At 74.0% G+C, this 15558-nt stretch carries 21 protein-coding genes; 8 read left to right on the top strand and 13 right to left on the bottom strand.

From position 1 onward, the window contains the following. Nucleotides 1–41: 41 nt before the first annotated feature. Nucleotides 42–749, bottom strand: a complete 708-nt coding sequence (locus AB1207_RS20610) for an endonuclease/exonuclease/phosphatase family protein (RefSeq protein WP_367640383.1) — start codon at nucleotides 747–749, stop codon at nucleotides 42–44. 20 nt (nucleotides 750–769) lie between these two features. Then, on the bottom strand, nucleotides 770–1246 hold the full coding sequence (locus tag AB1207_RS20605) for a MarR family winged helix-turn-helix transcriptional regulator (RefSeq protein WP_367640381.1): 477 nt from the start codon (nucleotides 1244–1246) through the stop codon (nucleotides 770–772). 83 nt (nucleotides 1247–1329) lie between these two features. On the opposite strand from AB1207_RS20605, the gene AB1207_RS20600 reads away from it, so the two are divergent. From AB1207_RS20600 to ribD, 3 genes are read left to right on the top strand one after another with little or no spacing between them, the layout of a single operon-like run. Beyond that, complete coding sequence (locus AB1207_RS20600) at nucleotides 1330–2184, top strand: dioxygenase family protein (RefSeq protein WP_367640380.1); 855 nt, start codon at nucleotides 1330–1332, stop codon at nucleotides 2182–2184. An 11-nt stretch (nucleotides 2185–2195) separates the two neighbouring features. Further along, entirely contained in the window at nucleotides 2196–2813 is a 618-nt protein-coding gene (locus tag AB1207_RS20595; RefSeq protein WP_367640378.1) for a GTP cyclohydrolase II, read from the top strand. A 2-nt stretch (nucleotides 2814–2815) separates the two neighbouring features. Beyond that, nucleotides 2816–3874: a bifunctional diaminohydroxyphosphoribosylaminopyrimidine deaminase/5-amino-6-(5-phosphoribosylamino)uracil reductase RibD gene (gene ribD, locus AB1207_RS20590; RefSeq protein ID WP_367640377.1), complete on the top strand. Its 1059-nt coding sequence runs from the start codon at nucleotides 2816–2818 to the stop codon at nucleotides 3872–3874. Here the strand turns inward: ribD and AB1207_RS20585 are convergent. Beyond that, nucleotides 3852–4427, bottom strand: coding sequence for a TetR/AcrR family transcriptional regulator (locus AB1207_RS20585; RefSeq protein ID WP_367640375.1), 576 nt, complete (start codon nucleotides 4425–4427; stop codon nucleotides 3852–3854). The two genes, ribD and AB1207_RS20585, sit on opposite strands and share 23 nt — an antisense overlap. A 106-nt stretch (nucleotides 4428–4533) precedes the next feature. Here AB1207_RS20585 and AB1207_RS20580 point away from each other — a divergent pair, with 106 nt between their 5' ends. Then, nucleotides 4534–5361 carry an alpha/beta fold hydrolase gene (locus AB1207_RS20580; RefSeq protein WP_367640374.1) on the top strand — a complete coding sequence of 276 codons (828 nt, stop codon included), beginning with the start codon at nucleotides 4534–4536 and terminating at the stop codon, nucleotides 5359–5361. 84 nt (nucleotides 5362–5445) lie between these two features. On the opposite strand, the gene AB1207_RS20575 is transcribed toward AB1207_RS20580, so the two are convergent. From AB1207_RS20575 to AB1207_RS20545, 7 genes are all read right to left on the bottom strand, one after another. After that, nucleotides 5446–6021 (bottom strand): hypothetical protein, encoded by a 576-nt coding sequence (locus AB1207_RS20575; protein WP_367640373.1) that lies wholly within the window; start codon nucleotides 6019–6021, stop codon nucleotides 5446–5448. Further along, nucleotides 6018–6629 carry a DUF6286 domain-containing protein gene (locus AB1207_RS20570; protein ID WP_367640372.1) on the bottom strand — a complete coding sequence of 204 codons (612 nt, stop codon included), beginning with the start codon at nucleotides 6627–6629 and terminating at the stop codon, nucleotides 6018–6020. Before AB1207_RS20570 ends, AB1207_RS20575 begins: the two co-directional genes overlap by 4 nt. Further along, nucleotides 6626–7078, bottom strand: a complete 453-nt coding sequence (locus tag AB1207_RS20565; RefSeq protein ID WP_367640371.1) for an Asp23/Gls24 family envelope stress response protein — start codon at nucleotides 7076–7078, stop codon at nucleotides 6626–6628. The genes AB1207_RS20570 and AB1207_RS20565 overlap by 4 nt, the downstream gene beginning before the upstream one ends. Next, on the bottom strand, nucleotides 7071–7250 hold the full coding sequence (locus AB1207_RS20560; RefSeq protein WP_366174339.1) for a DUF2273 domain-containing protein: 180 nt from the start codon (nucleotides 7248–7250) through the stop codon (nucleotides 7071–7073). Before AB1207_RS20560 ends, AB1207_RS20565 begins: the two co-directional genes overlap by 8 nt. Nucleotides 7251–7352: 102 nt before the next feature. Then, nucleotides 7353–7754, bottom strand: coding sequence for a hypothetical protein (locus AB1207_RS20555; RefSeq protein ID WP_437178998.1), 402 nt, complete (start codon nucleotides 7752–7754; stop codon nucleotides 7353–7355). After that, the gene (locus tag AB1207_RS20550; RefSeq protein ID WP_367640370.1) at nucleotides 7751–8218 is read right to left on the bottom strand and encodes an Asp23/Gls24 family envelope stress response protein; all 468 of its coding nucleotides are present in this window, start codon (nucleotides 8216–8218) and stop codon (nucleotides 7751–7753) included. Before AB1207_RS20550 ends, AB1207_RS20555 begins: the two co-directional genes overlap by 4 nt. A gap of 110 nt (nucleotides 8219–8328) precedes the next feature. After that, nucleotides 8329–9264, bottom strand: coding sequence for a LysR family transcriptional regulator (locus tag AB1207_RS20545; RefSeq protein WP_367640369.1), 936 nt, complete (start codon nucleotides 9262–9264; stop codon nucleotides 8329–8331). 85 nt (nucleotides 9265–9349) lie between these two features. On the opposite strand from AB1207_RS20545, the gene AB1207_RS20540 reads away from it, so the two are divergent. Further along, entirely contained in the window at nucleotides 9350–10240 is an 891-nt protein-coding gene (locus tag AB1207_RS20540; protein WP_367640367.1) for an EamA family transporter, read from the top strand. Nucleotides 10241–10247: 7 nt separating this feature from the next. Here AB1207_RS20540 and AB1207_RS20535 read toward each other — a convergent pair whose 3' ends face one another. Then, nucleotides 10248–11006: an SDR family NAD(P)-dependent oxidoreductase gene (locus tag AB1207_RS20535; RefSeq protein ID WP_367640366.1), complete on the bottom strand. Its 759-nt coding sequence runs from the start codon at nucleotides 11004–11006 to the stop codon at nucleotides 10248–10250. A gap of 127 nt (nucleotides 11007–11133) precedes the next feature. On the opposite strand from AB1207_RS20535, the gene AB1207_RS20530 reads away from it, so the two are divergent. Both AB1207_RS20530 and AB1207_RS20525 read left to right on the top strand, forming a co-directional pair. Continuing rightward, nucleotides 11134–11991 carry a helix-turn-helix transcriptional regulator gene (locus tag AB1207_RS20530; RefSeq protein ID WP_367640364.1) on the top strand — a complete coding sequence of 286 codons (858 nt, stop codon included), beginning with the start codon at nucleotides 11134–11136 and terminating at the stop codon, nucleotides 11989–11991. Between the two features lie 124 nt (nucleotides 11992–12115). Then, nucleotides 12116–12760: a CAP domain-containing protein gene (locus AB1207_RS20525; RefSeq protein WP_367640363.1), complete on the top strand. Its 645-nt coding sequence runs from the start codon at nucleotides 12116–12118 to the stop codon at nucleotides 12758–12760. Nucleotides 12761–12773: 13 nt separating this feature from the next. Here AB1207_RS20525 and AB1207_RS20520 read toward each other — a convergent pair whose 3' ends face one another. Then, entirely contained in the window at nucleotides 12774–13019 is a 246-nt protein-coding gene (locus tag AB1207_RS20520; protein ID WP_367640362.1) for a hypothetical protein, read from the bottom strand. A 45-nt stretch (nucleotides 13020–13064) separates the two neighbouring features. Next, complete coding sequence (locus AB1207_RS20515) at nucleotides 13065–14072, bottom strand: LacI family DNA-binding transcriptional regulator (RefSeq protein WP_367640360.1); 1008 nt, start codon at nucleotides 14070–14072, stop codon at nucleotides 13065–13067. Between the two features lie 200 nt (nucleotides 14073–14272). Here AB1207_RS20515 and AB1207_RS20510 point away from each other — a divergent pair, with 200 nt between their 5' ends. Beyond that, nucleotides 14273–15370: a substrate-binding domain-containing protein gene (locus tag AB1207_RS20510; RefSeq protein WP_367640359.1), complete on the top strand. Its 1098-nt coding sequence runs from the start codon at nucleotides 14273–14275 to the stop codon at nucleotides 15368–15370. Nucleotides 15371–15558: the final 188 nt, after the last annotated feature.

Below are 15558 nucleotides of genomic sequence, written 5' to 3'. Positions count from 1 at the left end.
GCCAGTGTGGCAGCTGTGACAGCGCTCGGGCGGGGTTTCCCTCAGGCCGGGACGGGCGTCTTGACGCGGGCCTCGACGAGCACCGGGAGGTGGTCGGACCCGGCCTGCTGCAACGTCTTCACCCGCTCGATGTGCATGCCCTCGGAGATCGCGAAGTCGAAGTGCCCCCGGAACCGGCGGCGCACGTACGTGGGCAGGTCGCTGTGCGAGACCTCGAAGCCCTGCTCGGACAACCGGCGCGCCAGGGAACTCGCGAACCACGGGTAGTTGAAGTCCCCGACGACGAGGGCGGCCGTGCCGTGGGCCGCCGCCCGGATGGCCCCGAGGGCCTCGGTGATCTGGTGCCGGCGCATGGCGTTGGTCGCCGACAGGGGCGCGGTGTGGATGGAGGCCAGCGTCAGCAGCGCCCCGCCGTCCTGCAGGTCCTCGAAGCGGACGGCGAGCAGCCGCTCGTGCGCCGGGGACAGGAAGCGGTCGTGCATGGACCGCCGCAGCGGCCGCAGTTCGTGGCCGTGGGCGCGCAGCCGGTCGGGGTTGTAGTAGAGCGCCAGGCCCAGCCGGTTGCGCTGCGTGGCGCCCGCCAGCACGAGCGGTCCGACGGCCTCGGGCAGTCGCAGGGTGTCGCACTCCTGCAGGCACAGCGCGTCGACGTCGTGGATCTCGGCGAGCGCCGCCAGCTCCGCCGTCGCCCGTCCCTCGTGGAGGTTGTAGCTGATCGCTCGCAACGCTCGTCCCTGCGGCTGTTCCACCCCTCGAACGTACCGCCCGCTCACGGCGAACGCTCGGCCTCCACCGATCGGCGCACCCGGTCGCCGATCTCGGCGAGCAGCTGCGTCTGCTCCGGCGTGAGGGGGTCGAACACCAGGCGGCGCACGGCGGCCACGTGTCCGGGGGCCGCCCCGGACACGACGTCCCAGCCCGCGTCGGTGAGCGTCGCCAGGGTGGAGCGGCCGTCGTCCGGGTCCGGGCGCCGGGCCAGCAGGCCGCGCCGCTCCAAGCGCCCGGCCACGTGGGACAGGCGGGACAGCGACCCGTGGGCCGAGCCGGCCAGGCAGCCCATGCGCAGGGTCCGGTCGGGGGCCTCCGAGAGCGCGGACAGCACCCAGTACTCGAAGTGCGTGAGCCCGGAGTCGCGCTGCAGCTGGCCGTCGAGGGCGGTGGGCAGGGCCGTCATGAGCCCGACGATCCTCCGCCAGGCCGCCTGCTCCTGGGGGTCGAGCCACTGCTGGTCCACTGCCACCTCCATGATGCTTGACGCTTCAAGTCCGCGGGCCTACTGTCGATTGAAGCATCAAGTGACGACGAGGAGGGAGGACCGAGGTGTCGATCATGGATCCCGCCGTCCCCGGTGGGGCGTACGACGACTTCCTGGCCGCGGGCCGACCCGCCCTGCGGGACTGGACGCCGGCCGACGGGCCCCTGCCCGCGCTCTACCTCAGCCACGGCGCCCCGCCCGTCTTCGACGACCCGCTGTGGATCCGGCAGCTCTCGGACTGGGCGGTGTCCCTGCCCAGGCCGCGCGGCGTCCTCATCGTCAGCGCCCACTGGGAGTCCGAACGGGCCGTCCTCAGCTCGCCCGAGGCGGGCACGCCGCTGGTGTACGACTTCGGCGGCTTCCACCCGCGCTACTTCCGGATGCGGTACGAGACGCCCGACGCCTCCGTGCTCGCGGGGCTCGTGGCCTCGCTCCTGCCGGACGACGAACCCCTGCACACGGCCGCCCGGGGCCTGGACCACGGGGCGTGGGTGCCCCTGAAGGTCATGTACCCGGACGCCGACGTGCCCGTCCTGCAGCTCAGCATGCCCACCCACGACCCCGCCCGGCTGCTGCAGCTCGGCCGCCGCCTGCGGCCGCTGCGGGAACAGGGCGTGCTCGTCGTGGGTTCGGGGTTCATGACGCACGGCTTGCAGTACGCGACCCGGGAGATGTTCTTGTACAACGAGGTTCCGACCTGGTCGCACGAGTTCGACGCCTGGGTCGCCGACGGGCTGGACCGGGGCGACGTCGACGCGCTGGCCGACTTCCGGCGGGCTCCCGGGATGCCGTACGCCCATCCCACCGTCGAGCACTTCACACCGTTGTTCATCACACTGGGCGCGGCGACCGACCCGGCCGCCCGCCCGAAGACCGTCATCGACGACTTCCAGATGGGGTTCGCCAAGCGGTCCCTGCAGGTCTCCTGAGAGGAAAGATCGTGACCCAGACTCCCGTCGCGACCGTCCGCACCGCCGTCGACGTCCCCCTGCGCTTCGCGGACGGCTACCGCACGACGGCCCGCGTCCACACCTTCGACGGGCTCGTCGACGGCAAGGAGCACCTCGCCCTCTCGCTGGGGAACTGGGAGGGCCGGACCCCCCTCGTGCGTCCGCACAGCGAGTGCCTCACGGGTGACGTCTTCGGCTCCGAGCGCTGCGACTGCGGCCCGCAGTTCCGCGAGGCCGTCGAGCGCATCGCCACGGCCGGAGGCGTCCTGCTCTACCTGCGCCAGGAGGGCCGGGGCATCGGGCTGTACGCCAAGCTCGACGCGTACGCCCTGCAGGACAGCGGTCTGGACACCTACGAGGCCAACGTCGCGCTCGGTCGCGGCGAGGACGAACGCGACTACACCGTGGCCGCGCAGATGCTCGCCGCGCTCGACGTGGAGGGCATCGCCCTGCTGAGCAACAACCCGGACAAGGCCGACCAGCTCGCCGACCACGGCATCGTCGTGGAACGGCGGGTGCCGACGGGCGTGCACCTGTCCGCGGCCAACGCGCGCTACCTGCGCGCCAAGCGCGACCACACCGCCCACACCCTGGACCTGGCGGGCTGACCGTGGCGCCTCCCCTCCCGGTCGATCCCGCAGGTCCGGTCGACGAGCGGTTCCTGCGGCGCGCCGTGGGCCTGGCTCAGCACGGGTTCGGGACGACGTCGCCGAACCCCGTCGTCGGGTGCGTCGTCGTCGCGTCCGACGGGGTCGTGGTGGGGGAGGGGTGGCACGAACGGGCCGGCGGTCCGCACGCGGAGGTGAACGCCCTCGCGGGCGCGGGTGAGCGGGCCCGCGGCGGCACCGCCTACGTCACCCTGGAACCGTGCAACCACCGCGGGCGCACGGGCCCGTGCGTGGAGGCGTTGCTGGACGCGGGGATCCGTCGCGTCGTCTACGCCGTCGCCGATCCGGGGGCCGTCCAGGGCGGGGGAGCGGCACGGCTGCGGGCCGCGGGCGTCGAGGTGCTCGGCGGGGTGCTCGCCGGGGAGGCCGAACGGGTCAACGAGGCGTGGCTCACCTCGGCCCGGCAGGGGCGGCCCCACGTGCTGTGGAAGTTCGCCGCGACGCTCGACGGGCGCTCGGCCGCGGCCGACGGCACGAGCCGCTGGATCTCCTCGGAGGCCTCTCGCGCCCAGGTGCACGACCTGCGCCGCCGGGTCGACGCGGTCGTGGCCGGGTCGGGCACCGTGCTGGCCGACGACCCCCACCTGACCGCCCGCTCGGCCGAGGGTGTCCTCGACGAGCGCCAGCCGCTGCGCGTCGTCCTCGACCGCCGCGGCCGGGTGCCCGCCACGGCGCGCGTCCTCGACGACGTCGCCCCGACCCACGTCTCGAGCGCCGCCTCGCCCGCGGACCTCCTGCGGGAGCTGCACTCCCGCGGTGTCGTCTCCGTCCTGCTGGAGGGCGGGCCGACGCTGGCGGGCGCGTTCCTCGCGGCCGGGCTCGTCGACCGCGTCGTCGCCTACGTCGCCCCCGCCCTGCTGGGGGAGGGGCGTGCCGCCCTGGGGTCGGCCGGCGTCGGGACGATCGCGGACGCCGTGCGGCTCGACGTCGACGAGGTCGAGGTCGTCGGCGGGGACGTGCGGGTGTCGGGCCGGCCCGTCAGGCGCCCGGCCCCCGCCTGACCGCGGCGTCGATCAGCACCTCCGCCGCCCTGCGCGCGTCCTCCGCGACGTGGTCGGCCCCCGTGATGGCGGCCGTCGTCTGCGCCCCTTCGGCCAGCAGGACGAGCTGGGCCCCGAGCGCGCGCTCGGCTCCCAGGTCGGCCACGAGGTCGTCGACGTACTGCGCGAAGGACAGCTTGTGGGCCCGGACCGCCTGCGCCACAGCCGGTGAGACACCTCCCAGCTCGCCGTAGGCGTTGACGAAGGCGCAGCCGCGGAAGTCGTCGCTGCGGAACCAGCCGTCGAGGAAGTCGTAGACGGCCAGCAGGCGCTCGCGGGGGGTGCGGGCCCCGGCGGAGGCGCGCGCGACCCCCTCGTCCCAGGTGCGGCTGCGGTGCTCCAGGACGGCGACGACGAGGTCGTCCTTGGACCCGAAGGCCGCGTAGAGGCGCTTGAGCGGCACACCGGCCTCGGTCCGCACGGCGTCCATCCCCACGGACTGCACGCCGCGGGCGTAGAACAGCCGGTCCGCGGCCGCGACGACGCGCTCCCGGTCGGTCACTGCATCGGTCACGAGCTTCCCCCCTTGCGCTGAGAACCAGCGTTCTCTACTGTAGGCCACATCCACGGAGAACGCTCGTTCTCCGAACGTTCCGCCGCCGTTCACCAAGGAGACGACCATGGGTTCCATCACCGTCGGCCAGGAGGGTTCCACCCCCGTCGAGCTGTACTACGAGGACCACGGCACCGGGCAGCCGGTCGTCCTGATCCACGGGTACCCGCTCGACGGGTCGTCCTGGGAACGCCAGAGCCGCGAACTGCTCGCCGCCGGCCACCGCGTCGTGACGTACGACCGCCGGGGTTTCGGCCGCTCCTCCAAGGTCACCACCGGCTACGACTACGACACCTTCGCCGGCGACTTGAACACCGTGCTGGAGACCCTCGACCTGCGGGACGTCGTCCTCGTCGGGTTCTCCATGGGGACCGGGGAACTCGCCCGGTACGCACGGCTGCACGGCACCGACCGGATCGCGAAGTTCGCGTTCCTCGCCTCCCTCGAACCCGGCATGCTCGGGCAGGGAGTTCCGCAGTCGCTCTTCGACGGCATCGCCGAGCAGGCGCGCGCGGACCGGTTCGCGTGGTTCACGGCGTTCTTCTCCGACTTCTACAACCTCGACGAGAACCTGGGTTCGCGCATCTCCCAGCAGGCCGTCGACGCCTCCTGGAACGTGGCCGTGGGCAGTGCCCCCGTCGCCTCCTACGCCGTCGTCCCGACGTGGATCGAGGACTTCACCGCCGACGTGGCTGCGGTGCGGGAGAGCGGGAAGCCGACGCTCATCGCCCACGGCACCGGCGACCGGACGCTGCCGATCGACGCCACCGGGCGTCCCTTCCACGCGGCCTTCCCCGAGGCCGAGTACCACGAGATCGAGGGCGCTCCCCACGGCATGCTGTGGACCCACGCCGACGAGGTGAACGCCGTCCTGCTGCCGTTCGTGCAGCGCTGACCCGTCCCCTCCCCGGACACGACGACGCCGCGGTGGATCCCCTCCGGGATCCGCCGCGGCGTTCGTCGCCTGTTCGTCCGCGCCTCAGCGGACGCGGCTGCTGCGGTCGTGGCGGGCGATCGAGAGCACCACGCGACCGTGGACGTCCTCGCGACCCAGGACCCGGCGCGTCTGGGCGCTGATCCGGTTCGCAGCGGCGGCGACCTCGTGCAGGTCGGCCGTCGGCTCGCAGGTGGCGCGCAGTTCCAGGACGACCTCACCGCGGTCGGTGATGGTGCGGCCCTTGGCTCCACGCACACCAGGCTGGGTGGCCAGCAGGTCGGCGGCCGTGCGGGCCGGGGCGTCCGCGTCGAGGCGGAGCCGGCCGGCGGAGTCGCTGCCAGCGAGGGTCAGGTCCTCGGTGCCGCGGCGCGGCAGGTGGGCCAGGAGCCACCAGAGCGCGAGGACCGCCAGGACGACGGCGGCCGCGGCCGCGGCGGCGGCGAACCACCCGGCGCGGACGGCGTCCCCGGCGCCGGAGCCGAGCCGGTCGCCCACGCCCGGGAACACCTGCGCCAGCCAGCCGCCCCACCAGGCGATGGCGGCGGCCCCGCCGACGAGGAGGACGAGGCCCAGCAGGAAGGTCAGGAAGCGGTCCAGGCCCAGCACCTTGCGGCTCATCGGTTCCCGTCCTTCCCGCCCGCGCGGGGCGTGTGCACGTGCAGCTTGACGCGGGGCTGGGGGTCCAGGCCGCTGACGAGGGTGGCGAGGGACTGCTCGAGGCGACCGCGGACGTCGCCGGACGTGGCGTGCGCGTGGACCTCCAGCGAACGGCGGGTCGCCGAACTGCTGGCCTTGAGCACCCCGTCGGTGCCGGTGGCCGTCGTCGTGGCCAGCCGGGCCAGGTCGCGCGTGCTGGTGGTGACGCCGGAGCCCGCGCCGCTGAGGGTCAGGGCGCGGCGGGAGCGGCGGGCGAAGGCGCTGACGAGCAGCCAGAGCCCGACGACGACCGCCACGATGCCGCCGGCGAGCACGGCCGGCGTCGTGCGGCGCAGGCCGTCGACCCCGTCGGCCGCCGGGGCGAGCCAGCTGCTGCCGGACAGGGTTCCCCAGGCGACGAGCGCCTCGCGGCCCAGGACCACCGCGACGGCGAGGAGCAGGACGGCCAGGACGGGCCCGATGGCTCCGATGCGGCCGGCGCCGGTGGGGGCGGACGCGGGCGTCAGGGGCCGGGCCTCCCCCGCGGAGCCGTTCGCGGGGCCCTTCGAGAGGTCGGTGGGGGTGCTCACAGGACCCTCCTTCCGGTGTCGTGCTCGGGCAGGACGTAGCGGTCGACGGTGACGTCGCAGGCGTCGACCGTGTAACCGCCGAGGCGGTTCAGCTGGCCGCGGACGTGGTCGCGCACGGCGGTGGCGAGTTCGGCGGCCGGGGTCGGCCAGACGGCGGCCACGTGGACGTGGACGCGGACGCGGTCCCCGGCGCGGGTGCAGTCGACGTTCGGCAGGGACCGGCCCAGCACGCTGTCGACGGCCCCGCCGACGGCCTTGCGGGCCTGGTCGGCCGTGCTGGAACCACCTGCGGAACCGCTGCCGCTGCCGGTCCGGACCGAGCCCGGGACCTCCGCGGCGGCGTGGGTCGCGATGCGCTCGGCCACGCGGTCGGCGACGTCGGTCCGACCCCGCTGCTGCGTCGGGTCGGTCGGTGCGGCCGTCCCCTGGAGGGTCTGCGTGTCAGCCACGGCTGCGTCCCGGGATGAGGGAGCTCAGGTCGATCCGGCCTTCGAGGTGAGCCCCGATGCCGTAGCCGATGGCGGCGAACAGCAGGGCCAGCAGGAACCAGCCGGCGCCGGCGGTGCCGGCGATGAGGGCGAGCAGCAGGCCGGCCAGGAGACCGGTGGTGGACGACGACATGGGGACTCCTCGAGGAGAGTGGTGGGTGGGGACGGGCCACGGGGTTCCGGAGAACTCCCGTGGCCCGGAGCCGGCGCTGAGCCAGGGGCCCGGGCGGCTCGGTCAGCTGGCGGGGACCGTCAGGTCGGCGGCGATGTCCGCCACGTTGACGAGGACTGCGGGGTGCAGGCCCGCGGTCGCGAGGCGCTGTGCCACGGCGGCGTGCACCGCGTGCGCCGTCTCCCGGATCGGTGCTCCCGCCTGCAGGACCACGTGCACCTCGACCGGGTAGCGGTTCGGTTCCGCGGAACCCGCGGCCCCGGAGAGCGCCTCGTCGCGCAGGCGGATGCCGGCGACGCGACGACCGGGCAGGTAGGTCCCGATCTCGCCCAGGGCCCCGGGGTGCAGGTCGCTGACCCCGGGGACGGCCCGGACGACGTCGGCGAGGTCGTCGGCCAGCTGCTCGACCGTGACCTGCGCTCCGGGAGTTCCCGCTGCGGTGTCGGCGGGGTCGGGGCTCGTCACTGGACCCGGGCGGGGGTCTGCTCGGCGTCCTCGTCGTCGTCCTCGGGCAGGTGGACGTCGGAGACCTCGAGGTTGACCTCGGTGACCTCCAGGCCGGTCATGCGCTCGACGGAGGCGATGACGTTGCGGCGCACGGCGGAGGCGAGGTCGGCGATGGGGACGCCGTACTCGGCGATCAGCGTGATGTCGACGGCGGCCTGGCGCTCGCCGACCTCGACCGAAACCCCCTGGGAGTGGTTGGTGCGGCCGCCGGGGATGCGCTCGCGCAGGGCACCGACGGCGCGGGCGGCGCCACCGCCGAGGGCGTGGACGCCGGAGATGTCGCGGGCGGCGATGCCGGCGATCTTGGAGACGACGGTGTCGGCGATGGTGGTGGCGCCGTGGTCGCTGCCGAGACCGGCGCCCGCCGAGGAGTTCCGGGTGGCCGCACCGGGACGGTTCGTGCTGGTGGTCGCGTCGGACATGGGTTCCTCCTCCGTCTCGACCGGCCGCACGGTGCGGCCGGTCCGTTCGCGTTCAGTGGGTTGGAGTCGGAACCCGCATGAACCTCACGCGCTCAACAACGTGATGTGCGTCACAGTAGGGCCGAGGAGTTCCCGCCGCCTCCCGTGATCGATCCGGTGGTTCCCGCCGCCACCTCGCGCAGAGCCGCGCGGAACGCCCGGACCGCCGGCCGACCGCCCGCGCCCCGCCGGACGCCCGTGAAGAGGCGACGGCTCGGAGCCTCGGGCAGGTCCACGACCCGCACCCGCGGGCGGCCGGCCCGGACGAGGTCGGGCAGCAGCGCGACCGCGTGCCCCGTCTCGACGAGGTGCACGTGCAGCAGGGCGTCCGGGGTGCGGATGCGGACGTCGGGTTCGAACCCCGCCCGCCGGCACCGGCCGAGCGCCCAGTCACCGGGATCGCTGCCGTCCGGTTCCAGGACCCACGACGCCGTCGCGAGGTCCTCGATGCGGGAGGCCTGCGCCCAGGGGCCGTCCGCGGGGACGGCCAGCCGCAGCCGGTCGTGGACGAGGTCCTCCTCGTCGACGTCGGCCGAGCGCGGGTTCGGCCGGTCGGGGTACTCCTCGCCGAGGACGAGGTCCACGTCGTGAGCGGCCAGCGCCGAGAACGCGGGCACCGCCTCCTGGTGGTCGATGACGACGCGCAGCGCGGGGAACCTCTCGGCCAGGAGCGTCAGCGTCCGCGGCACGAGCGCGAAGAGGACCGTCTGGAAGCTGGCGACGCGCAGCACGCCCGTCGCCTCCCGGGCCATCGCGGCGAGGTCGGTCTCGGCCTGCTCGAGCTGGGCGAGCACGACGTCGGCGTGCTGGACCAGGATGCGGGCTGCGGGGGTGAGCACGACGCCGCGGCCGAACTTCTCCAGCAGCACCGTCCCCGCCTCGACCTCGAGCTGCGACAACTGCTGCGAGACCGCCGAGGGGCTGTACCCCAGGGCGGCGGCGACCGCGGCCAGCGTTCCGCGACGGTCGAGCTCCCGCAGCAGGCGGAGCCGGTGGACGTCGAGCACGGGACCCCCATCCGTCAGCAGAACTGAACGGTACAGCCGCAGAACGTTCGCTGGACAGGCCGTTCCCGGCAGGCAGACTGGACGCGTGGGTCCCGTCCTCCTCGTCATCGGCTCGTGCACGTCGCTCCAGGTCGGCGCCGCGCTCGCCGTCCACCTCTTCGCCCTCGGCGGGAGCACCGGGACGACGTTGCTGCGCCTGGGCCTCGCCGCGCTCGTGCTGCTGGTGGTCGTCCGCCCGCGCGTCCGCGCCTGGACGGGTCTGCAGTGGCGGGCCGCGGTCATGCTCGGTCTGAGCCTGGGGGCCATGAACGGCTGCTTCTACGCGGCCATCTCCCGCATCGACCTCGGCACCGCCGTCACCATCGAGTTCCTCGGGCCGTTGACGCTCTCGGCCGTCCTCAGCCGCCGGCTGCGGGACCTGCTGTGGGTGGGGCTCGCGCTCGCGGGGGTCCTCGTCCTCGGGCTCACCGGTGAGCACCACGGCGGATCCCTCGACCCCGTCGGCGTGGTCTTCGCCCTGCTGGCCGGCGCCTGCTGGGCGGCCTACATCATGGCCAGCGCGCGGGTCGGCCGGCTCGTGCCGGGTCACGGCGGCCTGGCGGTCGCCACCGCGGTCGGGGCGCTGGCGCTCGTCCCGCTGGGGGCCGGCGGCGCCGTGCACGCCCTCGGGACCCCGAACGGGCTGTGGTGGGCGCTGGGCACGGCGCTCCTGGCCAGCGTGGTGCCCTACTCCCTCGAACTCGCGGCGCTGCGCCGGCTGCCGCAGCGCACGTTCGGCATCCTCCTCAGCCTCGAACCCGTCATCGCCTCCCTCGCCGGCTGGGCGCTGCTGGGACAGCGGATGACGCTGCTCGGCGGCCTCGGGGTCGTGCTCGTCGTCCTCGCCTCCGCCGGGGCGACCGGGACCGCCGGGCGGGAGCGGCGCCAGGGCGCCGACGGGCGCGAGAGGGTCGACCTCACGACACCCGCCGGCTGAGGGCGCGTCAGATCGACTGTCCGCCGGACAGTTCGATGCGCGTCCCCGACGCCCAGCCCATCCCGTCGGACAGCAGCGCCGGCAGGGCCGCGCCGATGTCGTCGGGCTGGCCGACCCGGCCGAGGGCGGTCGCGGCGGCGACGGCGTCGTTGACGGCGGCGACGTCGCGCACCGCCCCGCCGCCGAAGTCGGTCGCGATCGCGCCGGGCGCCAGCGTGTTGACGCGGATCCCGCGGTCCCCGAGCTCGGCGGCCTGGTACCTCGTCAGCACCTCGACGGCGCCCTTGGCCGCCGCGTAGGCGGCGTAGCCGGGGCCGGTGAACCGGGTGAGGCCGGAGGACACGTTGAGGACGCGGCTGCCGTTCCTCAGGAGCGGCAGCAGCAGCTGCGTGAGCAGGAACGGCGCGGTGACGTGCACGCGCAGCATGTCCTCGAGCTGCGCGGCACTCGTCTCGGCGTACGGCGCGTGCACGCCGTACCCCGCGAAGTGGACGACCGCGTGGAGGTGCTCGGCACCCGAGGCGGTCAGCGCGTCACGGACGGCGCCGGCGAACGCCTCGAAGGTCGAGGCGTCGGCCACGTCGAGCTGGAGCGCGGTGCCCGGGACGCCGTGCGCGGTCACCTCCGCGACCATCGCCTGCGCCTCCGAGGCGTTCGACTGGTACGTCCCGACCACGCCGAACCCGGCCTGGGCGAGGTGGCGGGCCGCGCTGCGGCCGAGGCCGCGGCTGGCGCCGGTGACGAGGACGATCTTCTGGTCGGTCACGGTGTCTCCTCCTGGAACGGTGCGTGCCGGACCATCGTGGGCCGGTCCCCGCCGGTCCGCCGCGTACGGTCCAGCCCCGGACGCGCTGTCCGGGGCTGCGGACCGGCGTCCTGGCCAGACTGTGGTCATGACCCCCGGAGACCGGCAGGCCCTGGCCGCCTTCCTGCGCCACCGCCGCGAGCAGCTGTCCCCGTCCGACGTGGGTCTGGTCCCCGGCGGGCGGCGGCGCACCCCGGGTCTGCGCCGGGACGAGGTGGCGGTGCTGGCGGCCATCTCCACCGACCACTACGAACGCATCGAGCAGGCCCGCGGTGCGCGTCCGTCGCCCGAGGTCCTCGGTGCGATCTGCCGTGCCCTGCGCCTCACGCTGGACGAACGCGACCACGTCCACCACCTCGCGGGCCTCGAACCGCCTGCGCGGCACCGGTCCCAGGGGTACGCGGACGCCGGGCTCATGTGCGTGCTGGACGCGCTCGCCCCGAACGTGCCCGCGCTCGTCACCGACGACCTGAGCACCGTCGTCGCGCAGAACCCGCTGAACGTGGCCCTCCTGGGGCCGATCGCCGCGGAGCGGGGACTGCGCCGGGCGTTCGTGTACCGCTGGTTCACCGACCCCGACCTCCGCGGTCGGTACGACCCGGCCCAGCACGACCAGCTGGGCCGCGAGTACGTCGCGGACCTGCGCCGGGCCAGCGGAGCCCGGCCCGGCGACGCCGACGTGCGGGATCTCGTCGGCACGCTGGAGTCCACCAGCGAGGAGTTCCGCCGGATCTGGGCGCTGCAGGAGGTCGCGACGCGACGGACGACCCGCAAGGTGCTGAACCACCCGCAGGTCGGGCGCCTCGACCTCGAGTGCGACGTCGTCGTCAGCCCGCCGTCGGGCCAGAGCCTCGTCCTGTTCCGGCCGCGGCCGGGGACCGGGACCGCCGAACGCATCGCACTCCTCGGGGTGGTGGGGGTTCAGGACCTCGCGCCGTCGTCCTGAGGACGGTTCCGGCGCACCCGCGTTACAGCTCGTCGCCCGATCGGGCTACAGGAACCGCGCCGGACGGCCGAGGCAGTGGGGGAGCAACGACACCCCCCGCAGCCCAGATCGTCCGGAGGACATCGTGGACACCACCGCCCGCACGCCCCGCCGCACCACCCGTCGCCACCGCCTCCTCGGGGCAGCTGTCGCCGTGGCCGCCGCGATCGGCGTCGCCGGGGCGGGGGCCGCGCACGCGGACGGCCCGGGTCTCGTCGGTGACGGCGGCCAGGCGTGGCGCTCCTACGAGCTGGTCAACGCGGCCCGCACCCAGGCGGGGCTGCCGGCGCTGGGCCTGACCGACGAGGCCAACCGCATCGCGACCGACTGGGCGTTCCGGATGGCCGGCGACGCGCAGCTCAAGCACAACCCGGACCTGTCGCGTCAGCTGCAGGGCTGGTCGCTGGTCGCGGAGAACGTGGGCGTCGGCGCCGACTCCGACCAGCTGCAGGGCGCCTTCATGGCCTCCCCGGGCCACCGCGCCAACATCCTGCGCTCCGAGGTCAGCGTCATGGGCCTCGGTGCCGTCCGTTCGCAGGACGGTCGCCTGTGGGTGGTCCAGGTCTTCGAGCAGCCGAACGGTCCGGTCGCCGGCTTCCACCCCGCACCGCAGGCCGCTCCCGCCCAGACCGTCGCGCAGCCCGCCGCGCAGGCGGCTCCGCAGGAGGTCCAGGCCCCGTCCTTCGCCGCCGCGCCCGAGCTCGACCGCGAGCTGCGCGACCGCGCCTGAGGCCCGGACCGCCTCAGGGGCGTCGGCGCTTGCGCCGCCGGTGCTCGACGAAGGCCTCGAGGTTCTCCCGGTAGTGGTCGGCGACGGCCTGGGCCGCCGCCTCGTTGCGGTAGCCCTCGTCCACGCGGATGGTCACGTAGACCTCCCACGCCCCGTCGCTGCGGCGCCCCAGCCGCACCTCGGTCCACTCGTCGTCCAGGTGCGGCAGCAGCATCAGTTCCGGGAAGTTGCCCGGGTCGGCCAGCAGGTCGTCCGCCATGGGGTCAGCCTGGACCACGGACCCCTTCGCGCGGAGCAGGACACGTCACCTGACGACCAGTTCGGCGGGGACGACGACGTGCTGGACGGGCCCGCCGTGCGCCGCCAGGCGCCGCTCCAGCAGCTCGGCCGCGGCGCGGCCGACCGCCTCGACGTCCTGCCGGACGACCGTGGTCCGGGGTTCGAGCAGGTCCATCAGTTCCACGTCGTCGAAGCCGACGACCTCCGGCTGCGGGCCGGGCAGTTCCTCGCGCAGCGCGTGCAGGCACCCGACGGTGAGGACGTTGCGGGCCGCGAAGACCGCGGTCGGCGGATCGGGCAGCCGCAGCAGCTCCAGCAGCGCGTCGCGCGCAGCGCCCACCGTGCGCAGTCCGTCCCGGACGAGCGCGGGGTCCGCCTCCAGGCCCGCCGCTGTCAGTGCCTGCCGCCAGCCCTCGAGCCGTTCGCGGGCCGTCGGGATGGTCGGCAGGTCCCCGAGGAACGCGATGCGCCGGTGCCCGTGGCGCAGCAGGTGCTCCGTCCCCGCGCGCGTCCCCCCGGTGTTGTCGATGGTCACGCAGTCCACGGCGAGGCCGCGCGGGACCCGGTCGACGCACACGACGGGCAGCCCGGCGCGCACGTCGGCGGCCAGGTAGTCCTGCCGCTCCGAGGCGGCCATGAGCACCAGGCCGTCGACCCGGCGGGCGATCATCTCGGCCACCAGCTGCCGTTCCCGGTCGGCGTCCTCGTCGAGGCTGGCGGTGAGCAGCACGAAACCCCGCTCCCGCGTCGCGTCCTCCAGCGACCGCAGCAACCGGGCCGAGTAGTCGTTCGCGATGTCCTGCACGAGGACGCCGATGGCGCGGGTCCGCTGTCCGCCGCGGCGCAGGTCGCTGGCCCCCCGGTGGTGCCGGTAGCCGAGGTCCTCGACGACCGCCTCGACCTTGCGACGCACCGCCTCCCGCACCCCCGGTTCGCCGTTGACGACGCGCGAGACCGTCTTGAGGCTGACCCCTGCCGCGGTGGCGACCTCGCGCATGGTGGCGCGGGGCGGCGGTTGCTGGTGGATCGTCACAAGTGCTCCTCGTCGAGCGTGTGGTCGAGCGTGTGGTCGAGCGGTTCGTTGGGCGGGACGTCGATCGGGTCGTCGATCGCGGCTGTCACGGATGCATCACGGCCGACGGAACCTCGTTGACCTGTGCGGGGGCCGTGCACTACAAACGTGACTCGACAACGTTGTCATACCGCGCACCGCAGCGCCAGGAGGAAGATCGCATGTCGCGTTCCACGACCCCCACGTTCCGCAAGCTCCGTCACCGCGGCCCGGCGGCCGTCCTCGCCTGCGTGGCGGCCGTGGCCACCGTCGCGGCCTGCGGCGGCAGCGACGCCGGCGGTGGGGGCGGCGGCGACGAGGTCGCCGTCTCGCTCATCACGAAGGACTCCACGAACCCGTTCTTCGTCGCCATGCAGAAGGGTGCCAAGGCCGAGGCCGCGAAGGACGGTGTCGACCTGACGGTCGGTGCCGGCAAGGAGGACGGTGACGAGCAGGGCCAGGTCCAGCTCATCGAGAACGCCATCGCGGCCGGCCAGAAGGGCATCCTCATCACGCCCAACGGCCCGGGTGTGAACAGCGCGATCGAGAAGGCGCGCGACGCGGGCCTGTACGTCATCGCCCTGGACACCCCGCCGGACCCGGCCGACACCGTCGACATCACCTTCGCCACCGACAACTTCAAGGCCGGCGAACTCATCGGCCAGTGGACCAAGGGCCAGCTCGCCGGGAAACCCGCCACGATCGCCATGCTCGACCTGTTCAACGACAAGGTCGTCTCCGTCGACTACAACCGCGACCAGGGTTTCCTCACCGGCATGGGGATCGACACCAAGGACAAGCAGAAGAACGGCGACGAGGACAAGACGGGCAAGTACGACGGCGGGGACTACACGATCGTCTGCAACGAGCCGACGCAGGGCGCGGAGGACGGCGGCCGCACCGCGATGGAGAACTGCCTGACGAAGAACCCCGACATCAACGTCGTCTACACGATCAACGAGCCCGCCGCGACGGGTGCGGACAACGCGCTGAAGGCGGCCGGGAAGTCCGGCGTGCTCATCGTCTCGGTCGACGGTGGGTGCGACGGGGTGAAGGAGGTCACCGACGGCGTCATCGGCGCGACCGCGCAGCAGTACCCGCTGAAGATGGCCGAACTCGGGGTCAAGGCGATCGCGGACTACGCCAAGGACGGCACCAAGCCCTCGACGAGCCCGGGCCTGGACTTCTACGACACCGGCGTGGCGCTGGTGACCGACAAGCCCGTCGACGGCGTGGAGTCGATCACCTCCGCCGACGGCTCGAAGATCTGCTGGGGCTGACGTGGCGACCACGAACGCACCGGTGAGCGCTGCGGCGGAACTGGCCAAGCGCCAGCACAGTCCGGCGCAGCGGGTGCAGCACGTGCTGCACTCCTACCCGGCGGTGTCGCCGGCGATCATCCTGGTCATCGCGGTGGTGGTGTTCACCGGGTTGAACCCGAACTTCGCCCAGCCGAACGCGTTGTCGC

Origin of the sequence: Kineococcus endophyticus, assembly GCF_040796495.1 — a bacterium.
GTDB lineage: Bacteria > Actinomycetota > Actinomycetes > Actinomycetales > Kineococcaceae > Kineococcus > Kineococcus endophyticus.
This window is presented reverse-complemented; position numbering and strand designations above follow the sequence as displayed.

Coding starts and splice junctions, on each gene's coding strand:
- AB1207_RS20550 (WP_367640370.1), bottom strand. CDS start 8,218: ATGTCCGACGCGACCACCAGCACGAACCGTCCCGGTGCGGCCACCCGG.
- AB1207_RS20530 (WP_367640364.1), top strand. CDS start 11,134: ATGACCCCCGGAGACCGGCAGGCCCTGGCCGCCTTCCTGCGCCACCGC.
- AB1207_RS20580 (WP_367640374.1), top strand. CDS start 4,534: ATGGGTTCCATCACCGTCGGCCAGGAGGGTTCCACCCCCGTCGAGCTG.
- AB1207_RS20560 (WP_366174339.1), bottom strand. CDS start 7,250: ATGTCGTCGTCCACCACCGGTCTCCTGGCCGGCCTGCTGCTCGCCCTC.
- AB1207_RS20520 (WP_367640362.1), bottom strand. CDS start 13,019: ATGGCGGACGACCTGCTGGCCGACCCGGGCAACTTCCCGGAACTGATG.
- AB1207_RS20605 (WP_367640381.1), bottom strand. CDS start 1,246: ATGGAGGTGGCAGTGGACCAGCAGTGGCTCGACCCCCAGGAGCAGGCG.
- AB1207_RS20510 (WP_367640359.1), top strand. CDS start 14,273: ATGTCGCGTTCCACGACCCCCACGTTCCGCAAGCTCCGTCACCGCGGC.
- AB1207_RS20600 (WP_367640380.1), top strand. CDS start 1,330: ATGGATCCCGCCGTCCCCGGTGGGGCGTACGACGACTTCCTGGCCGCG.
- AB1207_RS20575 (WP_367640373.1), bottom strand. CDS start 6,021: ATGAGCCGCAAGGTGCTGGGCCTGGACCGCTTCCTGACCTTCCTGCTG.